The following is an 18065-nucleotide window of genomic DNA, read 5'->3' on the forward strand; positions in this document are numbered from 1 at the left end:
CGCAGTTAGCGGGCCGTTGCATTACCTGAGCCCCCATAACAGGTATACTTTGCGCCAAATCCTGCTTCCAGTTGGGCCTTATGAACACCGAGTCTTCAGACATAGCCGCGTCTACCCACCCTTACGACAGTCTCACACCCGAAGTGATCCTGGACGCCATGGAAGACGCCGGTTTTGAAGTCAGTGGCCGGCTGTTCGCCCTGAACAGCTATGAAAACCGGGTGTACCAGGTAGGGCTGGAAGAGGGCCCGCCGGTGATCACCAAGTTTTACCGGCCGGGGCGCTGGTCAGATGCAGCCATTATGGAAGAGCACGGGTTTTCCCTGGAGCTGCAGGCCGCAGACATTCCGGTCATCGCCCCCATGATCATGGAGAACGGCGAATCCCTTGGCCGGCATGGCGACTTCCGGTTCGCAGTGTTCCCCCAGCGGGGCGGGCAGGCGCCGGACACCAGCATTACCGACACCCTGTATCGTCTCGGCCAGTGGCTGGGCCAGATCCACAACCTGGGCGCCACCAAAAGCTTTCAGCACCGCCCCGGCTTTGATCTGGTGCAAGGCATTCAGGATCATAATGCCCTGCTGGTTGATGGTGGCTGGGTACCGGACGATCTCCGGCCGGCATGGGACAGCCTGATTCCGGACCTGGTCAGGGGCTGCCAGCAGCGGATCGAAGAGGCCGGTGTTGTCGAAACCCTGCGCATTCACGGAGACTGCCACGCCGGCAACATCCTGTGTCGTGACGAAACCATGCTGTTTGTCGACCTGGATGACTGCCGCACTGGCCCCGCGGTACAGGATATGTGGCTGCTGCTGAACGGCGAGGCCACTGAAAGGGGCAGCCAGCTAGGCGAGCTGCTGGAAGGCTATGAAATGTTCCGGGACTTCAACCGCCGGGAGCGGCACCTGATCGAACCCTTGCGCTGTTATCGGCAGATCGCCCACTGCGCCTGGCTGGCCCGGCGCTGGGAAGACCCTGCCTTCCCCCGGTTCTTCCCCTGGTTTGCCCAGCCCCGGTTCTGGTCCGACCAGGTCCTGGCATTGCGTGAGCAACTGTCGGCCCTGCAGGAGCCAGCCATTTCCCTGCCCGGGCAATACTGAATTTCGTAAAGAGGTAAGCAATGAGCGACAACGAAAACCGTTATTCCGTGCGCAGCCTGATTGTCACCGCCCTGGTGGCTGTAGTGGGCACCGTGCTGGCGCTGGAAGCCAGCGGCCGCATCGACCACTCGGACAACAAGGACCATGTGCCAGTGGGCGACTTCCAGGCCATCCACATCAAGCCGGGCGAGGAATTCCGGATGTCCCGCAAGTCCTCCGAGTTGCATGCGGTGTGTGATAGCGGTTACCTGGCCATTGCTGCCGATGTGGACCCCTCATTCCGGGGCATCCTGGTGGACTACAAGAATCGCGGTATCCGCTGCCAGCGGCCTTCACCCACCGACAAGGACCTGGCCTCCGAACCCGCCGGAGAAGCCGGCAATGAGTGACCGCAAGCCGACACAACCGGAGCAACTGACCGACCGCCTGTTTGCCACGCAACGCAATCCGGAAGACTTCCGCTTTGATGCCTCGGTTGCCCGCGTATTCCCGGACATGATCCGCCGATCGGTGCCCGGCTACACCACCATTATTCCGATGATCGAAGTGATCACCGAGCAGTACGTGCAACCGGGTTCCCACTGCTACGACCTGGGCTGTTCCCTGGGCGCATCCACACTGGCCATGCGCCACGGCATTCCCTACGGTGACTGCACTCTGGTGGGCGTGGACAACTCCGGCGCAATGATCGAGCGCTGCGAACATTACATTGCCCTGGATGACCACGAACTGCCGGTCACCCTCCGGTGCGAAGACATTCTGGCGACGGAACTGAGCCAGGCCTCGGTAACCACCCTCAACTTTACCTTGCAGTTTGTGCCCCCCGAACAGCGGCTGGATCTGTTGACCCGCATTGCCGATGCCACCCTGCCGGGCGGCGTGCTGATCCTGTCGGAAAAAATCCGCTTTGAATCGGATGCCGAGCAGGATACCCAGACCCGCCTGCACCATGAATTCAAACGGGCTAACGGATACTCCGACCTGGAAATCAGCCAGAAGCGGTCCGCCATTGAAAACGTGCTGATCCCGGAAACCCTGGCGGCCCACCGCGAACGACTCATGAACGCCGGCTTTGACCAGGTACTGGTGTGGTATCAGTGCTTCAACTTTGTTTCCATGCTGGCCATCAAGAACCCCTGATTCCGAGACCGACCAAGACCCATGGCAGCTTTCGACTGGCGTAACCATTTCACTCCGTTCCTGGACTACCTCAATGGCGAGCACCAACAGGCCTGGGCCAGCGTGCTCACCGGCCAGCTGGTCAGCCGTTTTGAAGACAATCCCCACGGCGACATGGCCCGCTGGCAGGCCGCCCTTGACGCACTGCCATCGGTGACTGATGCCACCGTCGACCTCAACACCTCTGCGGTGTCGGTGTCAGGCCCAGAGCCTCTTTCTCCGGAGCAGGCGGAACGCCTTGAGCAGGGCCTGCGCGGCCTGATGCCCTGGCGCAAAGGCCCGTTCGAGTTTTTCGGCACCCACATTGATACCGAATGGCGTTCGGACTGGAAATGGGACCGTGTGGCACCGCACCTGGCGGACCTGAACGGGCGCACCATCCTGGATGTGGGCTGCGGCTCCGGCTATCACTGCTGGCGGATGGCCGGGGCCGGGGCAAAGCGGGTTGTGGGTATCGATCCGGGCCTGCTGTTCATGTTCCAGTTCCTGGCGGTGAAGGGGTATCTGGACAACGTACCGGTCGACCTGCTTCCCGTGCGTATGGAAGACCTGCCGGAGAACCTGGAGCTGTTCGACACCACCTTCTCTATGGGCGTGCTGTATCACCGCCGCTCGCCGCTGGATCACCTGCTGGAGCTGAAAGGCACCCTGCGCCGTGGCGGCGAACTGGTGCTGGAAACACTGGTGGTGGACGGCCCGGAGGGCTACAGCCTGATGCCGGAAGACCGCTACGGGCAGATGCGCAATGTCTGGTTCCTGCCCAGCTGCCCCACCCTTCTGCGCTGGCTCGACCGCACCGGTTTCCGCAATGCCCGGGTGGTGGATGTCAGCGACACCACCACCGATGAGCAGCGCAGTACCGACTGGATGCGCTTCAATTCCCTGAAAGATTTCCTGGACCCGGACGACCCCTCGAAAACCATCGAAGGCTACCCGGGGCCAAAGCGGGCAACCATCATCGCTGAAAAGCCCTGAGCTCCGTCACCCTGAAACGAAAAAACCGCCTGAAGCTCTCGCTGCAGGCGGTTTTTTTACTCCTGGCCGTTACTCCCCGAAAGGATGGCGCAGAGTAATGGTCTCGATACGGTCAGGACCGGTAGAGATGATGTCGATCGGCGCTTCAATCTGCTCTTCCAGGAAGCGGATGTACGCCTTGGCGTTCTCCGGCAACTGGTCGACGCTGGTCAGGCCTACGGTGCTGTCGCTCCAGCCCGGCAGCTCTTCATACACCGGCTCGATGTCGGCATAGCTGTCGCAGCCAATCGGCGGACGGGTAATCTCGCCGTTCGGCGTTTTGTAACCCACGCATACCTTTACCGTTTCCAGGCCGTCCAGAACATCCAGCTTGGTCAGGCAGATGCCGGACACACTGTTGATCTGGATCGCGTGGCGCAGGGCCACGGCGTCAAACCAGCCACAGCGGCGGGAACGACCCGTGGTGGTGCCCACTTCGTTACCCTTCACCGCCAAGTGCTCGCCCATGGCATCAAACAGCTCGGTGGGGAACGGACCGGAACCCACGCGGGTGGTGTAGGCCTTGGTAATACCGAGTACGTAGTCCAGGTAAAGCGGACCAAAACCGGAACCGGTGGCGGTGCCGCCCGCGGTGGTGTTGGACGACGTTACGTATGGGTAGGTACCCAGGTCGATATCCAGCAGCGAACCCTGTGCACCTTCGAACAGGATATGCTCGCCACGCTTGCGGTAGTCGTGCAGGATGTCGGTTACGTCGGCAGACATGGGCAGGATTTCCTCCGCCATCTGCATCAGTTCTTCCAGGGCCGCATCGATATCTTCCGCTTCTTCCTTGAAGTACTCGGTCAGCACGAAGTTGTGGTAAGACATGATCTCGCGCAGCTTGGCTTCAAAGTCGGCCTTGTTGCACAGATCGCCGACACGTACGCCGCGACGGGATACCTTGTCTTCGTAGGCAGGGCCGATACCACGACCGGTGGTGCCGATCTTGTCGTTACCCTTGGCGCGCTCGCGGGCCTGGTCGATACGAACATGGGTACGCAGGATAATCGGGCAGGCCAGGCTGATCTTCAGGCGCTGACGAACCTGCACACCGTTAGCTTCCAGTTCACGGACTTCCTTGAGCAGGGCTTCCGGCGACAGAACCACGCCGTTACCGATCAGGCACTGGACGTCCTTACGCAGAATACCGGACGGAATCAGGTGCAACGCGGTCTTCTTGCCATCGATTACCAGGGTATGACCGGCGTTATGGCCACCCTGGAACCGTACAACGGCAGACACCTTGTCTGTCAGAAGGTCGACAATCTTGCCCTTGCCTTCATCACCCCACTGGGTGCCCAGCACAACTACATTTTTACCCATGATTCTCTCTCACATCAGGCAGCCCGGAGGCAGGCGCCTTGCAAATTTACGCGAAAATATCAGCAAGCAACGGGCGATGTCTCAGCCCAGAGCTTCCAGAATCCACTGGCCGTCACGCTTGACCAGTTGCCGGTCGCAGCCCTTTGAGGCCGGATCGGTGTGTGCATCTTCAGGCAGGGCCCGAATGACGGTGTCGGTTGCCCGAAGCGCGGCGACCGCCTGCTCCAGGGCAGGATCGGCGTCTGCCGGTGCCCAGACAGAGCCCGGACGCTGCACAGAGCGCTGCCCCAGTGCCACCAGGGCCCGGATATCCAGGCTGAAACCGGTTGCCGGCCGGGCGCGGCCGAAATCGCTGCCGATGGCGTCGTAGCGACCACCCTTGGCAACCGAGTCGCCGTGGCCGGGCACATAGGCGGCAAATACCAGGCCGGTGTGATAGTTGTAGCCGCGAAGCTCGCAGAAATCGAAGCCAAGGCTCACTTCCGGATAGTCCCTCTGCAGCATGTCTGCCACCCGGGACAACTGGTCCAGGGCAGCATCCAGGGCATCGGAAGCGCCACCCAGAATACTGCGGGCTTCATCCAGCGCTTCCGCGCCACCGTTTACCCGAGCCAGCTTGCGCAGGCGCGCACCGGCTGAGCCTTCGGCGCAATCGCCCAACAGTTCATCCAGTTCAGGCACCGACTTGCGCGCCATGGCATCAAACACCGAGGCTTCGGTGTCTTTGTCAAAGCCGGCCGCAGAGATCAGGCTTTCGTAGATGGAAACATGGGCAAGGTCCAGGTGCACCCGGGGCAGGCCAGCCACCCGGAGGGCCTCCAGCATCAGGCTGATCACTTCCAGGTCTGCGGATTCAGAGGCACTGCCAAACAGTTCGCAACCGGCCTGGATCGGCGTACGGCCGGTCAGCATGTGGCGCGGGCGGGTATGCAGAACATGGCCGGCGTAGCACAGGCGGGTAATACCGTCCTGACCCAGCGTGTGAGCATCAATGCGGGCGGCCTGGGGCGTCATATCGGCGCGCACACCCATCATCCGGCCAGTCAGCTGGTCGGTGAGCTTGAAGGTTTGCAGTTCCAGGTCGTGTCCGGTGCCTGTAAACAGGGACTCGAGATATTCGATCAGCGGGGGAATTACCAGTTGGTAGCCCCAACGCTGGCAGGTGTCCATTACTTCCCGGCGCAGGGATTCGATCTGTCCGGCCAGCGGTGGAAGAATATCTTCGACACCATCTGGCAGTAACCAGCGATCAGATACAGTCATGAGATTCGGTTGTCCGTTTTTCCCTTTCCGGCCACGTGCCGGGGGAATGACTCAGGGTTCAGGATGAGCGGGCCAAAAATACCCGCACAAAACCGCCAGAATTCTACACCCTTGGCAGACACAAAAAAACCGGAATACCTGAGTATTCCGGTTTTCAGTGCCTGCTGGCCGATCAGTTGGCGCCGGCAGGGTCCTTCAGGAACTTCATGAAGTTGCTGTCAGAATCGATGACCATGATGTCATCCTTGCCGGCGAAGGTGTTCTGGTACGCCTGCAAGCTACGGTAAAAGCTGTAGAATTCCTCGTCAGCACCGTAGGAGTCCGCGTAGATCCGGGCGGCTTCACCGTCACCCTCACCGCGGGTTTCCTCCGCTTCGGCAAAGGCCGTTGCCAGGATAACGGTTTGCTGACGGTCCGCATCGGCACGGATACCTTCAGCCAGCTCCTGACCCCGGGAACGGAACTCCTGGGCCAGCTTCTGGCGCTCGGTCGCCATCCGGCGATACACGTTCTCGCTGACGGAGCCCGGCAGCTCGATGGCCTTGACCCGGATATCCAGGATTTCGATACCGAATTCCGCGATGGCGGTTTCGTTGGCACGGTCACGCAGGGTGTGCATCAGCTCATCACGCTGGCCGGATACCACCTCGTGCATGGTGCGGATACCGAACTCGTCACGCAGGCCATTGTCCACGCGGGACAGGATCAGCGTCTGGGCACGGAACTCATCGCCACCGGTAGCCCGATAGTACTGATCCACATCACGGATTTTCCAGGCCACGTAGGAGTCCACGTCCAAGGGCTTCTTCTCTATGGTCAGGTACTGACGGGAGGGAAGGTCCATGGTCAGCACCCGGATATCGAACTCACGGATCTGGTCGATCACCGGCACCTTGAAATGGATGCCTGCCTGGATGTTGGTTTCCACCAACTCACCGAAACGCAGTTTCACGCCCCGATGGGTTTCGGGAATGATGTACACGCTGGACAGCACGAGCAGGACAACAATAAGGGCGCCTGCAAGACCCACTACACCTTTAGGTCCCATGGCTTATCTGCTCCTCCGGATGTTGGTGTCCTGACGGGTACGCAGTTCCTGCAGTACCTGGTCGGTCAGTGTCTGGATATCAAGCTGCTGGTTACCGGAACCGGAATTACCGGAACTGTTCGCCGGCAGGCGACCCTGAGTCAAACGATCCAGGGGCAGGTACATCATGTTGCCGCTGCTTTCGGTGTCGACAAAGATCTTGCTGCTGTTACCCAGAACCTGTTCCAGGGCCTGGATGTACATACGCTCACGGGTAACCGCCGGGGCGTTTTCATACACGGCAAGCAACTGGTTGAAACGCGCGGTTTCACCACGGGCCCGCTCGATCACCTCTTCCTTGTAGGCGCTGGCTTCTTCAATCATGCGCTGGGCCTGGCCGCGGGCTTCCGGAACAATCTTGTTACGGTAGGTTTCCGCTTCTTCCTTCAGGCGCTGCTCGTCTTCACGGGCACGCTGAACTTCACGGAAGGCGTCCTGCACCGGTCCTGGCGGCTGGGTGCTTTCCACGTTGACACGAACGATCTCAAGACCCGCGCCATAGTCACGCAGGAAGCTCTGCAACCGCTGTTCAACCCGTACAGCCAGCTCGGCACGGCCTTCGGTCAGCACGTCATCCAGGGATGAACTACCCACTTCATGGCGCAGGGCACTGTCGGTGGCAAAGGCCAGGGCCTGGTTGGAATCCCGGATGTTCAGCACGTAGGCCTTGGCATCGCCAACCCGGTACTGGACCTGGAGATCCACGGTCACCAGGTTCTCGTCCTGGGTCAGCATCTGGCCGGAGGACTGGGCAGTACGTACGTTCGTTACCCGCACCTTGTACACGTTATCGATCAACGGCACCTTGAAGCGCAAGCCCGGGCTCTCGGTACGGCTGTATTCACCGAAACGCAGCACAACGGCGCGCTCCTGTTCGTCTACGGTGTAGAACGACTGGTACATCACGTAACCGACCACCAGGATCGCCGCGATCGCCAGGATGGCACCAAAGCCACCACTGCTACCGCCCGAGCTGCTGCCGTTGTTGCCGGAGCCAGAGCCGCCTTTGCCGCCCAGCATCCGGTTGAGTTTGTCGAGGCCCTTTTTCAGCGCTTCGTCGAGGTCTGGCGGACCCTGATCATTGCCGCGACGACCACCGGTCCCCCAGGGATCGTTGTCGTTGCGGTTTCCACCCGGTTCGTTCCAGGCCATAGTTCTCTCCGTTCGTGTTTTATCGAATGGCTGCAAATACTAGGGATTTATCCTGCCCCCGGCAATAGCCGGGTGGATTCAGGCGTTCCGCTGCTCGAGGCGTATGGCGTCTTCACGCACCCCTGCCCGGCTCAGCAGTTGCTGCCAGTCCCGGTTCTGCAACCTTACTTCTACTACCGATTCACCGGTGTCCCGATGCTCCTCACTCAGCACAGAGCCGGCTTCGTGCAGCAATGCCCGAAGCTTGCCATCGGCCGGCCCGAGCACAACAAAGTGATGCACGACGTCTTCTGCCAGCCGCTCGACAATGGCATCGAACAGCAAATCCAGGCCGGCGCCGGTGACGGCCGATACCCAGGCCCGCACCGGAATACCTTCTTCGTTACGGTCTACCCTGGGCTCGAAATCTTCCAACAGGTCAATCTTGTTGAACACCTGCAACTGGGGAATCTCATCGGCGCCGATTTCTGCCAGCACTTCTTCGACCTGCTCGATGTTTTCATCACGACGATCGTCATGACAATCGATCACATGCAGCAGGATCGTCGCCTGGATGGTTTCTTCCAGCGTCGCGCGGAAGGCTTCCACCAGCTTATGGGGCAAGTGCCGGATGAAGCCCACCGTGTCCGCCACTACGACCGGCCCTATGTCCGGAAGTTCCAGCCGGCGCAGGGTCGGGTCCAGGGTTGCGAACAACTGGTCTGCAGCATATACGCTGGAAGTTGTAATCCGGTTGAACAGGGTGGATTTGCCGGCGTTGGTGTAGCCCACCAGGGACAGGGTCGGGATATCCGCCCGCTTCCGGGCACGGCGGCCCTGGTCCCGCTGTTTACGAACCTTTTCCAGCCGCTTGTGGATGGATTTGATGCGTTCACGCAGCAGCCGGCGGTCGGTTTCGAGCTGGGTTTCACCCGGGCCGCGCAGGCCGATACCGCCCTTCTGGCGTTCCAGGTGGGTCCAGCCCCGTACCAGCCGGGTCGACATATGCTCGAGCTGGGCCAGTTCTACCTGCAGCTTACCTTCGTGGGTGCGGGCACGCTGGGCAAAGATATCCAGGATGACCCCGGTACGGTCCAGTACCCGGCACTGCAACTCCCGTTCGATGTTGCGCTCCTGGCTGGGGCTCAGGGCGTGGTTAAACAGCACCACGTCAGCCTCGCTGGCGACAACCGCATCACGGATCTCCTCCAGCTTGCCCTCCCCTACGAACAGCCGGGGGCTGGGCTGCTTTCGCGTTCCGGTTACGCTGGCAACCGGCTCAACGCCGGCCGAGGTAACCAGTTCCCGGAACTCGCCCGGGTCTTCAGTGTCTTCGTGGGCGGTAAAATCGATGTGGACGAGAACCGCCCGTTCTCCGACGTCAGGACGTTCAAACAAGATTCGGTCTACTCCATAAAAACAAACACCCGCGGCCACTCCAGCTCAAGGGCTGTCCTGGAACGCGGGTGTTAAAACCGGAAACTCCGGAGGTATCAGTCTTCAGACTCTTCCTCTCCTGCCACGGTCGCTTGCGGCAGACGCACATTGCGGGCCGGTACCACGGTAGAAATAGCGTGCTTGTAAACCATCTGGCTGACAGTGTTCTTCAGCAGGATTACGAACTGGTCAAAGGATTCGATCTGGCCCTGCAGCTTGATGCCGTTTACCAGAAAGATAGAAACCGGAATGCGTTCCTTGCGCAGAGCGTTGAGGTAAGGGTCTTGTAAGGAATGCCCTTTTGACATGTTTATTCTCCTGTTTATAGGTAAGTGCAGATCGTCATTTTTCAGAATTAAATGTGGTGGGTAGTCCGGACTTTTTCAAGGTTTCCAGCACCACTTGCGGATCACTGCTGTTCAGCCAGTGCAAATCCGGCCATTTTCGCAACCAGGTAAGTTGGCGCTTTGCCAGCTGGCGGGTAGCCGCCACGCCCCGGTTTACAAAGGTTTCGTAGTCACAATCGCCAGCCAGGTATTCCCATGCCTGTCGATAGCCCACGCAACGCATGGACGGCAGCTCCGGGTTCAGGTCTCCCCGGGCCATCAGGCTCCGGACTTCTTCCAGAAAACCGGACTCCAGCATCAGCAGGAAGCGTTTTTCGATTCTCTCGTGAAGAACCTTGCGCTCCTCGGGGGCCAGAGCAAACTGAAAAACAGTATACGGCAGGTCGCCGGTTTCGTCTGCCTGCCACCTGGTGAAATACGTGTAATCCTCAATACCGGACCGCTGTTGCTGTGCAGAAGTTCCCGACTCTGCCTGCCAGAGTTCAGAAATCGGCCGGCCGGTCAGGCGAATCACCTCGATGGCACGCATCAGGCGCTGGCGATTATTGGGGTGAATCAGCTCAGCCGCCACCGGGTCCTTAGCTGAAAGCTCATCATGCAGGTGCTGCCAGCCAAGGGATTCGGCTTCCTGTTCGATTTGCCGGCGCAACTCCGGGCTGGCAGAGGGCAAGCCTGACATGCCGTGCAGCAAGGCCTTGAAGTACATCATGGTGCCGCCCACCAGCAGCGGTATTCGCCCGCGGCGGGTGATATCGGCCATTTCTGCCAGTGCATCCCGGCGAAAGTCCGCCGCCGAGTAGGTATCGGCCGGGTCGCAGATATCAATCAGGCGGTGTGGTGCCCGGGCCAGCTCTTCAGCGCTCGGCTTGGCGGTGCCGATATCCATGCCGCAGTAGATCATGGCGGAATCGACACTGATGATCTCGCAGGGCAACCGTTCACACAGGGCCATGGCCAGGTCGGTTTTACCGGAGGCGGTGGGCCCCATCAGAAAAATGGCTGGGGGCAATGTCTGCCCGGCACCGGCGGAGGGCTGGGTCATGGCGATCAGCGCCCCCTGAGGAACAGCTTGTCCAGCTCGGACAGGGTCACCAGGGTCCAGGTAGGCCGGCCGTGGTTACACTGGCCGCTGCGTTCGGTGGCTTCCATGTCCCGCAGCAGGGAATTCATTTCAGGAATGGTCAACTGCCGGTTGGCCCGCACCGACCCATGGCAGGCCATGGTGCCCAACAATTCGTGGGTGACGGCTTCTACCCGGTCACTCTGGCCATGCTCGATCAGGTCAGCCAGCACATCCCGCACCAGCTGTTCAGTATCGGCACCCCGCAGCAGCGCGGGAACCTGCCGAACCGCCAGGGTTTCCGGCCCGATGCGTTCAATCTGCAGGCCCAGGTGCTGCAATTCTTCACCATGGGTTTCCGCCAGCGCTGCTTCCTTCTGGCTGACGGCAAGGGACAGGGGCACCAGCAACGGCTGGCTTTTCAGGTCCTGCTCCACCAGCGCACGCTTCATACGCTCGTAGGTAATGCGTTCATGGGCAGCGTGCATATCCACCACGATCATCCCTGCCCGGCTCTGGGCGAGGATATAGATGCCGTGCAGCTGGGCAATGGCATAACCCAGCGGCGGTTCTTCCTCGCCATCCTGTGGCGGCGTTGGCATGGGCTGCGGCGTAAAACCTTCAGACCGGGATGCGGTGGCCACACCACCGCCCTCGTTCAGGGAATTATAGAAAGCCATCTGGTCGCTGGCTTTCCATTCCTGCTGCGGCTGTGGGCTTCCTGCCTGCCCGAAATGACCACTAAAGGCCGACGGCTGCCCGGATATCTGGTGCGCCTGCGACTGGAATGCCGGAGCGTCGTTACCCGCACCAGCAGCAGGCTCCGGCTCACGCCCGAACGATTGCGCCACGGCGCCCCGCAGGTGATCATCCGGGCGCACATCGGCCAGTGCCCGGTGCAGGGTACGGAAAATAAAATCGTGCACCAGCCGGCCATCCCGGAAGCGAACTTCATGCTTGGTGGGGTGCACATTCACATCCACCGTGGCCGGGTCCACTTCCAGGTACAGCACGAAGGCCGGGTGGCGGTTGTTGTAGAGCACATCCCGGTAGGCCTGGCGCACGGCGTGGGCCACCAGCTTGTCGCGAATAACCCGGCCGTTGACGAAGAAATACTGAAGATCCGCCTGGGAGCGGGAGAATGTTGGCAGCGCCACCCAGCCCCACAACCGCAGGCCACTGGCCTCGGCATCGATCACCACGGCGTTGTCGATAAACTGCTGGCCGCACAGGGAACTGATGCGCCGTTCTTTATCCAGCGGCGATTCCGCCGGTCTCAGGCTCTGCACTACCCGCTGGTTGTGGCGCAGGGTAAAGCCGGCATCGAAACGGCTCAGCGCCTGCCGGCGAATGCATTCTTCCACGTGGTTGAATTCGGTTTTCTCGGTGCGCAGGAATTTGCGCCGGGCCGGGGTATTGAAGAACAGGTCCCGCACTTCCACCGTGGTGCCCACCGGATGGGCGGCCGGCGAGATTTTCGCGTCCATGTCCCGGCCTTCCACTTCCACCCGGGAAGCGGCTTCCTGCGCCTCGGTTCGGGAAGTCAGGGACAGGCGGGATACCGAGCTGATACTGGCCAGGGCTTCACCCCGAAAGCCGAGGGTACCCACCGCTTCGAGGTCGTCCAGGGTCAGGATCTTGCTGGTGGCGTGGCGGCTCAGGGCCAGGGGCAGGTCCGCTTCGTCGATACCAGAACCGTCATCACGAACCCGGATCAGCTTGACCCCGCCCTGCTCGATCTCGATATCTACCCGGCCGGCCCCTGCATCCAGGGCATTCTCTACCAGCTCTTTAACTACGGATGCAGGGCGCTCCACCACCTCGCCGGCGGCTATCTGGTTGGCAAGCCGGGGCGAGAGCAATTGGATGTGGGGCATAACCGGGAACTACCTCTTGATCAGGATGAGGGAATACGAATGGTTTGCCCTACCATAACACGATCATCGCTCATGCCGTTAAAGCGCATGAGCTCACTGACGGTGGTCTGATTCTGCCGGGCCACGCCCGACAGGGTATCGCCACGGCGAATCCGGTACTGACTCACTTCCGGGCTACCCTTGTTCTGTTTTTGCCAGGCCAACAGGGTGCCTGGCGGCGGCGTGCGCCGGAAGTATTCATGAATACCATCCATGATCGCGCTCGCCAGCTTGTCGCGGTACCACTGGCTGGCCAGGTTCTTTTCTTCCTTGGGGTTGGAAATAAAGCCGGCCTCGACCAGGATCGAGGGGATATCCGGGGATTTCAGCACCACAAAGGCCGCCTGCTCCACCCCGGGCTTGTGCAGCTTGGCCACGTTGCCCAGCCGGCCCAGAACCGAACTACCGACACCGAGGCTGGCATTGATGCTGGCTGTCATGGACAGATCCAGCAGTACACCGGCCAGCATTTCGTCCCGACCTTCCAGCGAAAGACCTCCGGCACCGCCGATCAGGTCCGAACTGTTTTCACTCTGGGCCAGCCACCGTGCCGTTTCACTGGTCGCGCCGCGCTGGGACAGCGCAAACACCGAGGCTCCAATGGGTTGCGGCGTGCGGAAGGCATCCGCATGCACCGACACAAACAGGTCGGCGTTGTATTTGCGGGCCAGGACGGTGCGGTTACGCAGGCCGATGTAGTAATCCCCGGTACGGGTCAGCTTGGCGGTAAAGCCCGGCTGCTTGTTAACCAGGTCTGCCAGGGTTTTCGCCATCCTCAGAACGACGTCTTTCTCACGGGTGCCCCGGGGGCCGATGGCGCCGGGGTCTTCGCCACCGTGGCCGGCATCAATCACCACGATGATATCCCGCTTGCCTGCAGAATCCTGGGTGACAGTGGGGCTGGTAGCCCGCTCTATGCGGCTGCCTTTCTCGTCGATCAGGTCAACCACCAGCCGGTGTCCGTATTGCTGGTTGGGCTCCAGGGCAAAGCTTCGGGGTTTGATATCACTGGCAAGATCCAGCACTACGCGCAGGTCGCTGCCATTTCGCCGCGCGCTGCGGATGCGGCGAATCGGGCTGCCTTCCAGGTCCACCTTGCTAAAGTCGGTTTTCAGGGAAACATTTTTCAGGTCGATGACCAGCCGGGACGGGTCAGACAACGAAAACACGTTGTGCTCCACTGCACCGGCGGTGTCCAGCACCAGGCGGGTGTGATCCGGCGCCGGCCAGATACGCACACCTTCCACCTGGGCAGCGGCGCTGGCCAGGCTTGCAGTCATTATCAACAAGAACCCAAGTACAACTCTCATGATTCCGGCCCAATTAACTCAATTTCGTTCAGCAGGCTGGCGCCCAGTTCCGAACGTGCCCTGAGCACGACCGAACGCCCCTCGCCTTCCCGTTCCAGGTGAATCTCGATATCCGGGTCCGGCAATATGCCGTCGCCGCGCTCCGGCCATTCGATCAGGCGGAAACTGCGACTGGCGAAATAGTCACGGATACCCATGTATTCCAGTTCTTCAGGATCGCCCAGCCGGTACAGGTCGAAGTGGTAAACCGGCGGTTCCAGGTCTTCATAGGGCTCCACCAGCGTATAGGTGGGGCTTTTAACCGCGCCTTCATGGCCCAGGGCACGAATCACACCGCGGCTCAGGGTGGTTTTGCCCATACCCAGGTCGCCACCCAGAAACACAGTCAGCCCCTGCTCCGAGGCCTGGGCCAGCCGGGCCAGCTCGGAGCCCAGCTTCACGGTTTCGGCCTCGCCTTCGAGAAACAACCGGCGTTCGTTGCCAAAAATACTCATCGCGCCTCCCGGTCGTTATGGAATGGCATGGTTTCAGTTTGCTTCAATACCGGCGGTAAAGCATCCAGGACATCGGCCGGCACCAGGCATTTGTAGCCAACCCGTTCCGATGCCAGGTCTGCCGCTGCCAGGTGGGCAGAGGCCGCCGCAACCGTGGCCCGGGTAAAATCCTCCAGCTGGCCAAGAAACGCTCCGATCATGCCGGACAACACATCCCCCATGCCTCCGGTCGCCATACCGGGATTGCCCCCGGCTACCACAAACGGGGCATTGGACCCGTCGGTAATCACGGTTCCTGCGCCTTTGAGCAAAACGATACCACCCCAAAGCTTCTGAATCCGTGTGGCCGCTCTCAGACGGTCTGCTTCAATCTCGGCCACGCTGCATTCCAGTAGCCGTGCCGCCTCTCCCGGATGCGGGGTCAGTACACGGTTGTCTGCCGTTGCCACCGCACGGGCAGCCATCAGGTTCAGGGCGTCGGCATCCAGCACCTGCGGTTTCCCGCTGTCGAGAACCTGCTGCAACATCTGCTGGCCCCAGGCCGAGCGGCCAATGCCCGGGCCACACACTACAATGTCTGCCTGCTGCAACAGCGGTGCCAGTTCCGACCCATGAATCAGGCCATGGCACATGACATTCGGACACCGGGCCAGGGCCGCAGTTACATGCTCGGGCCGGGTAGCCAGGCTGACCAGCCCCGCACCGGAACGGGCCGCCGCCTCTGCCGCCATGATGCCGGCGCCACCAAAGCCACGATCACCCGCCACCACCAACACATGGCCAAACTGCCCTTTGTGGGCATTCAGCGGCCGCTCAGGAAACCAATCCCGGCACCGGGCCCAGGACTGCAAACTTGCCAGCGGCTGGCCGGCATAGCCTTGCAGCTGCTCTTGCACGCCCAGGGATTCAAACACTACCCGCCCGCAAACACCGGCACCTGCACCGGTAAACAGCCCGGCCTTGGCGCCGATAAACGTGACCGTAACCGTGGCACGAACCACCTCGCCTTCAGCCGCACCCGTGGTAGCATTCAGGCCGGAAGGCAAATCCACTGCCAGCACCGGCACCCGGGCCTGGTTTAATGCCTGGATAATGCCGGCAAACGGTTCCCGGGGAGCACCCGCCACACCGGTACCCAACATGGCATCCACCACCACGCCTGCAGCGGCAAGCCGTCGGGCCAGGTCACCTTCAGGCAACCCGGCGAAATCAGACACGGCAACACCGGCCTGTTCGGCAGCCTTGAAGGCCTTGAGAGCATCTCCCGACAGCTTGCCGGCCGGGCTGACCGACACACACTGCACAGGAATCCCCTGCTTATGGGCATTCAGGGCGATCAGGTAACCATCGCCGCCATTATTGCCAGCCCCGCACAGCACCAGAATCGATGCAGGAGACGGCCAGTGCCGGAGCAGTTGGCGAAACGCTCCCCTGGCCGCGGACTGCATCAACTCAAAGCCATCAACACCCTGCTGATCAATAAGATACCGATCCATCGCTCGAACCGAGTCGGCGGAGTACAGGGCTTCTGGTAGACTGTCCGCGTAGCGCATGGGGTATCCCGTTAAAGAAACCGGTTTAAGAAAATTGGCCAGATACCTGTTAAGCATAGCAAAACAGGAAAAAAGGTCATAACTTAATCAAATTAAATCTCTGCAGGCTTCAAAGGCCGACGTTGCGATCATGACCAGCCAGCCCGAGACCACTGAAAATCACCCTTCCGGCACCGAACTGACCACCCTGCCGGAGCAAATCCGGCAGTGGGCAAGGGATCTCGGCTTTGCCGATGCCGGCATTACCCTGGCCGACACCGGCCCCCATGCAGAACGCCTGCAACGCTGGCTGGCCGCCGGTTACCACGGCGACATGGCCTACATGGCCGACCACGGCGACAAACGCTACACCCCGGACTCCCTGGTACCCGGCACCCTACGGGTCATCTCCGTGCGCATGGACTACCTGCCCTCGCCCGACAACCCGAAACAAGCGCTTACTAACCGGGAAACCGCCTACATCACCCGCTACGCCCTGGGGCGGGACTACCACAAGCTGATGCGCAAACGCCTGGCTACACTGGCCAAACAGATCGATGAAGCCGTCAGTGGCTACGACTACCGGGCCTTTGTGGACAGCGCCCCAGTCCTTGAGCGGGGGCTGGCGCAACGGGCCGGGTTGGGCTGGATCGGCAAGAACAACATGCTGATTCACCCGAAAGCCGGCTCTTACTTTTTCCTCGGTGAAATCTTCACCAGCGCACCGCTGCCGGTGGATGAGCCCTTCGACAAACAACACTGCGGCTCCTGCTCCGCCTGCCTGGAAGTGTGCCCGACCGATGCCTTTGTTGGCGCTCACTTACTGGATGCCCGCCGCTGCATCAGCTACCTGACCATTGAACTGAAAGGCCCGATTCCGGAAGAGCTGCGCCCGAAAATGGGCAACCGGGTATTCGGTTGCGACGATTGCCAGCTGGTATGCCCCTGGAACAAATTCAGCAAGCCCACCCGGGAAGACGACTTCCAGCCCAGACACGGCCTGGACAACACCAACCTGGCCGAGTTGTTCCTGTGGACTGAAGAGCAGTTTCTGAAAAACACCGAAGGCTCTGCTATACGCAGAACCGGCTACGAGAACTGGCTGCGCAACCTGGCAGTAGGATTAGGCAATGCCCCGAGCACCATTCCGGTGATCGAGGCACTGAAGCAACGGGCGGACCACCCGTCAGAACTGGTGCGGGAGCACGTTACCTGGGCGTTGCGCCGGCACGGCCTTACAGCTTGAAGAAGTGCTCGCGGTAGTGGCGCAGTTCCTCGATGGAATCGCGTATATCGTCCAGGGCCAGGTGGCTGCCTTTCTTTTTCACACCATCCAGCACATCCGGCCGCCAGCGGCGAGCCAGCTCCTTGATGGTTGAGACGTCCAGGTTCCGGTAGTGGAAGAAGGCTTCCAGTTCCGGCATGTACTTCACCAGAAACCGGCGGTCCTGGCCGATGCTGTTGCCACACAGGGGCGATTCGCCGGCAGACAGATACTGCTTCAGGAACGCCAGGGTCTCCTGCTCGGCTTCTGCCTCGCTGGTTTTGCTGTCCTTCACCCGCTGAGTGAGGCCGCTGGCGCCGTGGGTGTTGGTGCACCATTCGTCCATGGCATCCAGCAGGCTGTCGGGCTGGTGAATGGCAATCACCGGGCCTTCGGCCACCAGGTTCAGTTCCGAATCGGTAACAATCGTGGCCATCTCGATGATCCGCTCTTTCTCCGGGTCCAGGCCGGTCATTTCCAGGTCTATCCACACTAATCGGTTGTGGTCGGGCATTCTTTTGTCCTATGCGGTTTAGTTTGGGAGCTGGTGCAGGTGTGGTTGTGCTTTCCGGAAACCGCTCCTTGCGGCACATCCATGTGGCGCT

The 18065-nt window shown here is 60.7% G+C and carries 17 protein-coding genes; 5 read left to right on the forward strand and 12 right to left on the reverse strand.

Features of this window, described 5'->3' with window-relative positions:
* The first annotated feature begins 80 nt into the window (after positions 1-80).
* From B2589_RS03015 to cmoB, 4 genes are read left to right on the forward strand one after another with little or no spacing between them, the layout of a single operon-like run.
* Entirely contained in the window at positions 81-1100 is a 1020-nt protein-coding gene (locus B2589_RS03015) for a serine/threonine protein kinase (protein WP_286815565.1), read from the forward strand.
* Between the two features lie 20 nt (positions 1101-1120).
* Positions 1121-1489: a kinase gene (locus B2589_RS03020; RefSeq protein WP_286815566.1), complete on the forward strand. Its 369-nt coding sequence runs from the start codon at positions 1121-1123 to the stop codon at positions 1487-1489.
* Positions 1482-2240, forward strand: coding sequence for a carboxy-S-adenosyl-L-methionine synthase CmoA (gene cmoA / locus B2589_RS03025; protein ID WP_286815567.1), 759 nt, complete (start codon positions 1482-1484; stop codon positions 2238-2240). Before B2589_RS03020 ends, cmoA begins: the two co-directional genes overlap by 8 nt.
* Before the next feature lie 21 nt (positions 2241-2261).
* Positions 2262-3254 (forward strand): tRNA 5-methoxyuridine(34)/uridine 5-oxyacetic acid(34) synthase CmoB, encoded by a 993-nt coding sequence (gene cmoB, locus B2589_RS03030; RefSeq protein WP_286815568.1) that lies wholly within the window; start codon positions 2262-2264, stop codon positions 3252-3254.
* Between the two features lie 69 nt (positions 3255-3323).
* On the opposite strand, the gene B2589_RS03035 is transcribed toward cmoB, so the two are convergent.
* The 11 genes from B2589_RS03035 to B2589_RS03085 form a co-directional block, all read right to left on the reverse strand.
* Positions 3324-4619: an adenylosuccinate synthase gene (locus tag B2589_RS03035; RefSeq protein WP_022990698.1), complete on the reverse strand. Its 1296-nt coding sequence runs from the start codon at positions 4617-4619 to the stop codon at positions 3324-3326.
* 81 nt (positions 4620-4700) lie between these two features.
* Positions 4701-5882 (reverse strand): ATP phosphoribosyltransferase regulatory subunit, encoded by a 1182-nt coding sequence (locus B2589_RS03040; protein ID WP_286815569.1) that lies wholly within the window; start codon positions 5880-5882, stop codon positions 4701-4703.
* Between the two features lie 172 nt (positions 5883-6054).
* Entirely contained in the window at positions 6055-6930 is an 876-nt protein-coding gene (hflC, locus tag B2589_RS03045) for a protease modulator HflC (protein ID WP_022990696.1), read from the reverse strand.
* Between the two features lie 3 nt (positions 6931-6933).
* Positions 6934-8121 carry an FtsH protease activity modulator HflK gene (gene hflK / locus B2589_RS03050; RefSeq protein ID WP_058341341.1) on the reverse strand — a complete coding sequence of 396 codons (1188 nt, stop codon included), beginning with the start codon at positions 8119-8121 and terminating at the stop codon, positions 6934-6936.
* A 78-nt stretch (positions 8122-8199) separates the two neighbouring features.
* A complete protein-coding gene (gene hflX, locus B2589_RS03055; protein WP_286815662.1) occupies positions 8200-9501 on the reverse strand; it encodes a ribosome rescue GTPase HflX in 1302 nt (433 codons plus the stop codon).
* A gap of 92 nt (positions 9502-9593) precedes the next feature.
* Entirely contained in the window at positions 9594-9845 is a 252-nt protein-coding gene (gene hfq, locus B2589_RS03060; RefSeq protein ID WP_022990693.1) for an RNA chaperone Hfq, read from the reverse strand.
* Positions 9846-9879: 34 nt separating this feature from the next.
* Positions 9880-10926, reverse strand: a complete 1047-nt coding sequence (gene miaA, locus B2589_RS03065) for a tRNA (adenosine(37)-N6)-dimethylallyltransferase MiaA (protein ID WP_286815570.1) — start codon at positions 10924-10926, stop codon at positions 9880-9882.
* A gap of 5 nt (positions 10927-10931) precedes the next feature.
* Positions 10932-12821, reverse strand: a complete 1890-nt coding sequence (gene mutL, locus B2589_RS03070) for a DNA mismatch repair endonuclease MutL (RefSeq protein WP_286815571.1) — start codon at positions 12819-12821, stop codon at positions 10932-10934.
* Between the two features lie 20 nt (positions 12822-12841).
* Positions 12842-14140 carry an N-acetylmuramoyl-L-alanine amidase gene (locus B2589_RS03075; protein ID WP_414673919.1) on the reverse strand — a complete coding sequence of 433 codons (1299 nt, stop codon included), beginning with the start codon at positions 14138-14140 and terminating at the stop codon, positions 12842-12844.
* Between the two features lie 26 nt (positions 14141-14166).
* The gene (gene tsaE, locus B2589_RS03080; protein WP_286815573.1) at positions 14167-14664 is read right to left on the reverse strand and encodes a tRNA (adenosine(37)-N6)-threonylcarbamoyltransferase complex ATPase subunit type 1 TsaE; all 498 of its coding nucleotides are present in this window, start codon (positions 14662-14664) and stop codon (positions 14167-14169) included.
* Positions 14661-16217 carry an NAD(P)H-hydrate dehydratase gene (locus B2589_RS03085; RefSeq protein WP_286815574.1) on the reverse strand — a complete coding sequence of 519 codons (1557 nt, stop codon included), beginning with the start codon at positions 16215-16217 and terminating at the stop codon, positions 14661-14663. The genes tsaE and B2589_RS03085 overlap by 4 nt, the downstream gene beginning before the upstream one ends.
* A 130-nt stretch (positions 16218-16347) precedes the next feature.
* On the opposite strand from B2589_RS03085, the gene queG reads away from it, so the two are divergent.
* Positions 16348-17442 carry a tRNA epoxyqueuosine(34) reductase QueG gene (gene queG, locus B2589_RS03090; protein ID WP_286815575.1) on the forward strand — a complete coding sequence of 365 codons (1095 nt, stop codon included), beginning with the start codon at positions 16348-16350 and terminating at the stop codon, positions 17440-17442.
* Here the strand turns inward: queG and orn are convergent.
* Positions 17432-17974 carry an oligoribonuclease gene (orn, locus tag B2589_RS03095; RefSeq protein ID WP_286815576.1) on the reverse strand — a complete coding sequence of 181 codons (543 nt, stop codon included), beginning with the start codon at positions 17972-17974 and terminating at the stop codon, positions 17432-17434. The two genes, queG and orn, sit on opposite strands and share 11 nt — an antisense overlap.
* Positions 17975-18065: the final 91 nt, after the last annotated feature.

Source organism: Marinobacter sp. UBA3607, assembly GCF_002375525.1.
Classification (GTDB): Bacteria; Pseudomonadota; Gammaproteobacteria; order Pseudomonadales; family Oleiphilaceae; genus Marinobacter; species Marinobacter vinifirmus.

Excerpts from the sequence above, each read along its gene's own strand:
- B2589_RS03015 (WP_286815565.1), top strand. The coding sequence starts at position 81 with ATGAACACCGAGTCTTCAGACATAGCCGCGTCTACCCACCCTTACGAC.
- B2589_RS03020 (WP_286815566.1), top strand. The coding sequence starts at position 1,121 with ATGAGCGACAACGAAAACCGTTATTCCGTGCGCAGCCTGATTGTCACC.
- cmoA (WP_286815567.1), top strand. The coding sequence starts at position 1,482 with ATGAGTGACCGCAAGCCGACACAACCGGAGCAACTGACCGACCGCCTG.
- cmoB (WP_286815568.1), top strand. The coding sequence starts at position 2,262 with ATGGCAGCTTTCGACTGGCGTAACCATTTCACTCCGTTCCTGGACTAC.
- B2589_RS03035 (WP_022990698.1), bottom strand. The coding sequence starts at position 4,619 with ATGGGTAAAAATGTAGTTGTGCTGGGCACCCAGTGGGGTGATGAAGGC.
- B2589_RS03040 (WP_286815569.1), bottom strand. The coding sequence starts at position 5,882 with ATGACTGTATCTGATCGCTGGTTACTGCCAGATGGTGTCGAAGATATT.
- hflC (WP_022990696.1), bottom strand. The coding sequence starts at position 6,930 with ATGGGACCTAAAGGTGTAGTGGGTCTTGCAGGCGCCCTTATTGTTGTC.
- hflK (WP_058341341.1), bottom strand. The coding sequence starts at position 8,121 with ATGGCCTGGAACGAACCGGGTGGAAACCGCAACGACAACGATCCCTGG.
- hfq (WP_022990693.1), bottom strand. The coding sequence starts at position 9,845 with ATGTCAAAAGGGCATTCCTTACAAGACCCTTACCTCAACGCTCTGCGC.
- miaA (WP_286815570.1), bottom strand. The coding sequence starts at position 10,926 with ATGACCCAGCCCTCCGCCGGTGCCGGGCAGACATTGCCCCCAGCCATT.
- mutL (WP_286815571.1), bottom strand. The coding sequence starts at position 12,821 with ATGCCCCACATCCAATTGCTCTCGCCCCGGCTTGCCAACCAGATAGCC.
- B2589_RS03075 (WP_414673919.1), bottom strand. The coding sequence starts at position 14,140 with ATGACTGCAAGCCTGGCCAGCGCCGCTGCCCAGGTGGAAGGTGTGCGT.
- tsaE (WP_286815573.1), bottom strand. The coding sequence starts at position 14,664 with ATGAGTATTTTTGGCAACGAACGCCGGTTGTTTCTCGAAGGCGAGGCC.
- B2589_RS03085 (WP_286815574.1), bottom strand. The coding sequence starts at position 16,217 with ATGCGCTACGCGGACAGTCTACCAGAAGCCCTGTACTCCGCCGACTCG.
- queG (WP_286815575.1), top strand. The coding sequence starts at position 16,348 with ATGACCAGCCAGCCCGAGACCACTGAAAATCACCCTTCCGGCACCGAA.
- orn (WP_286815576.1), bottom strand. The coding sequence starts at position 17,974 with ATGCCCGACCACAACCGATTAGTGTGGATAGACCTGGAAATGACCGGC.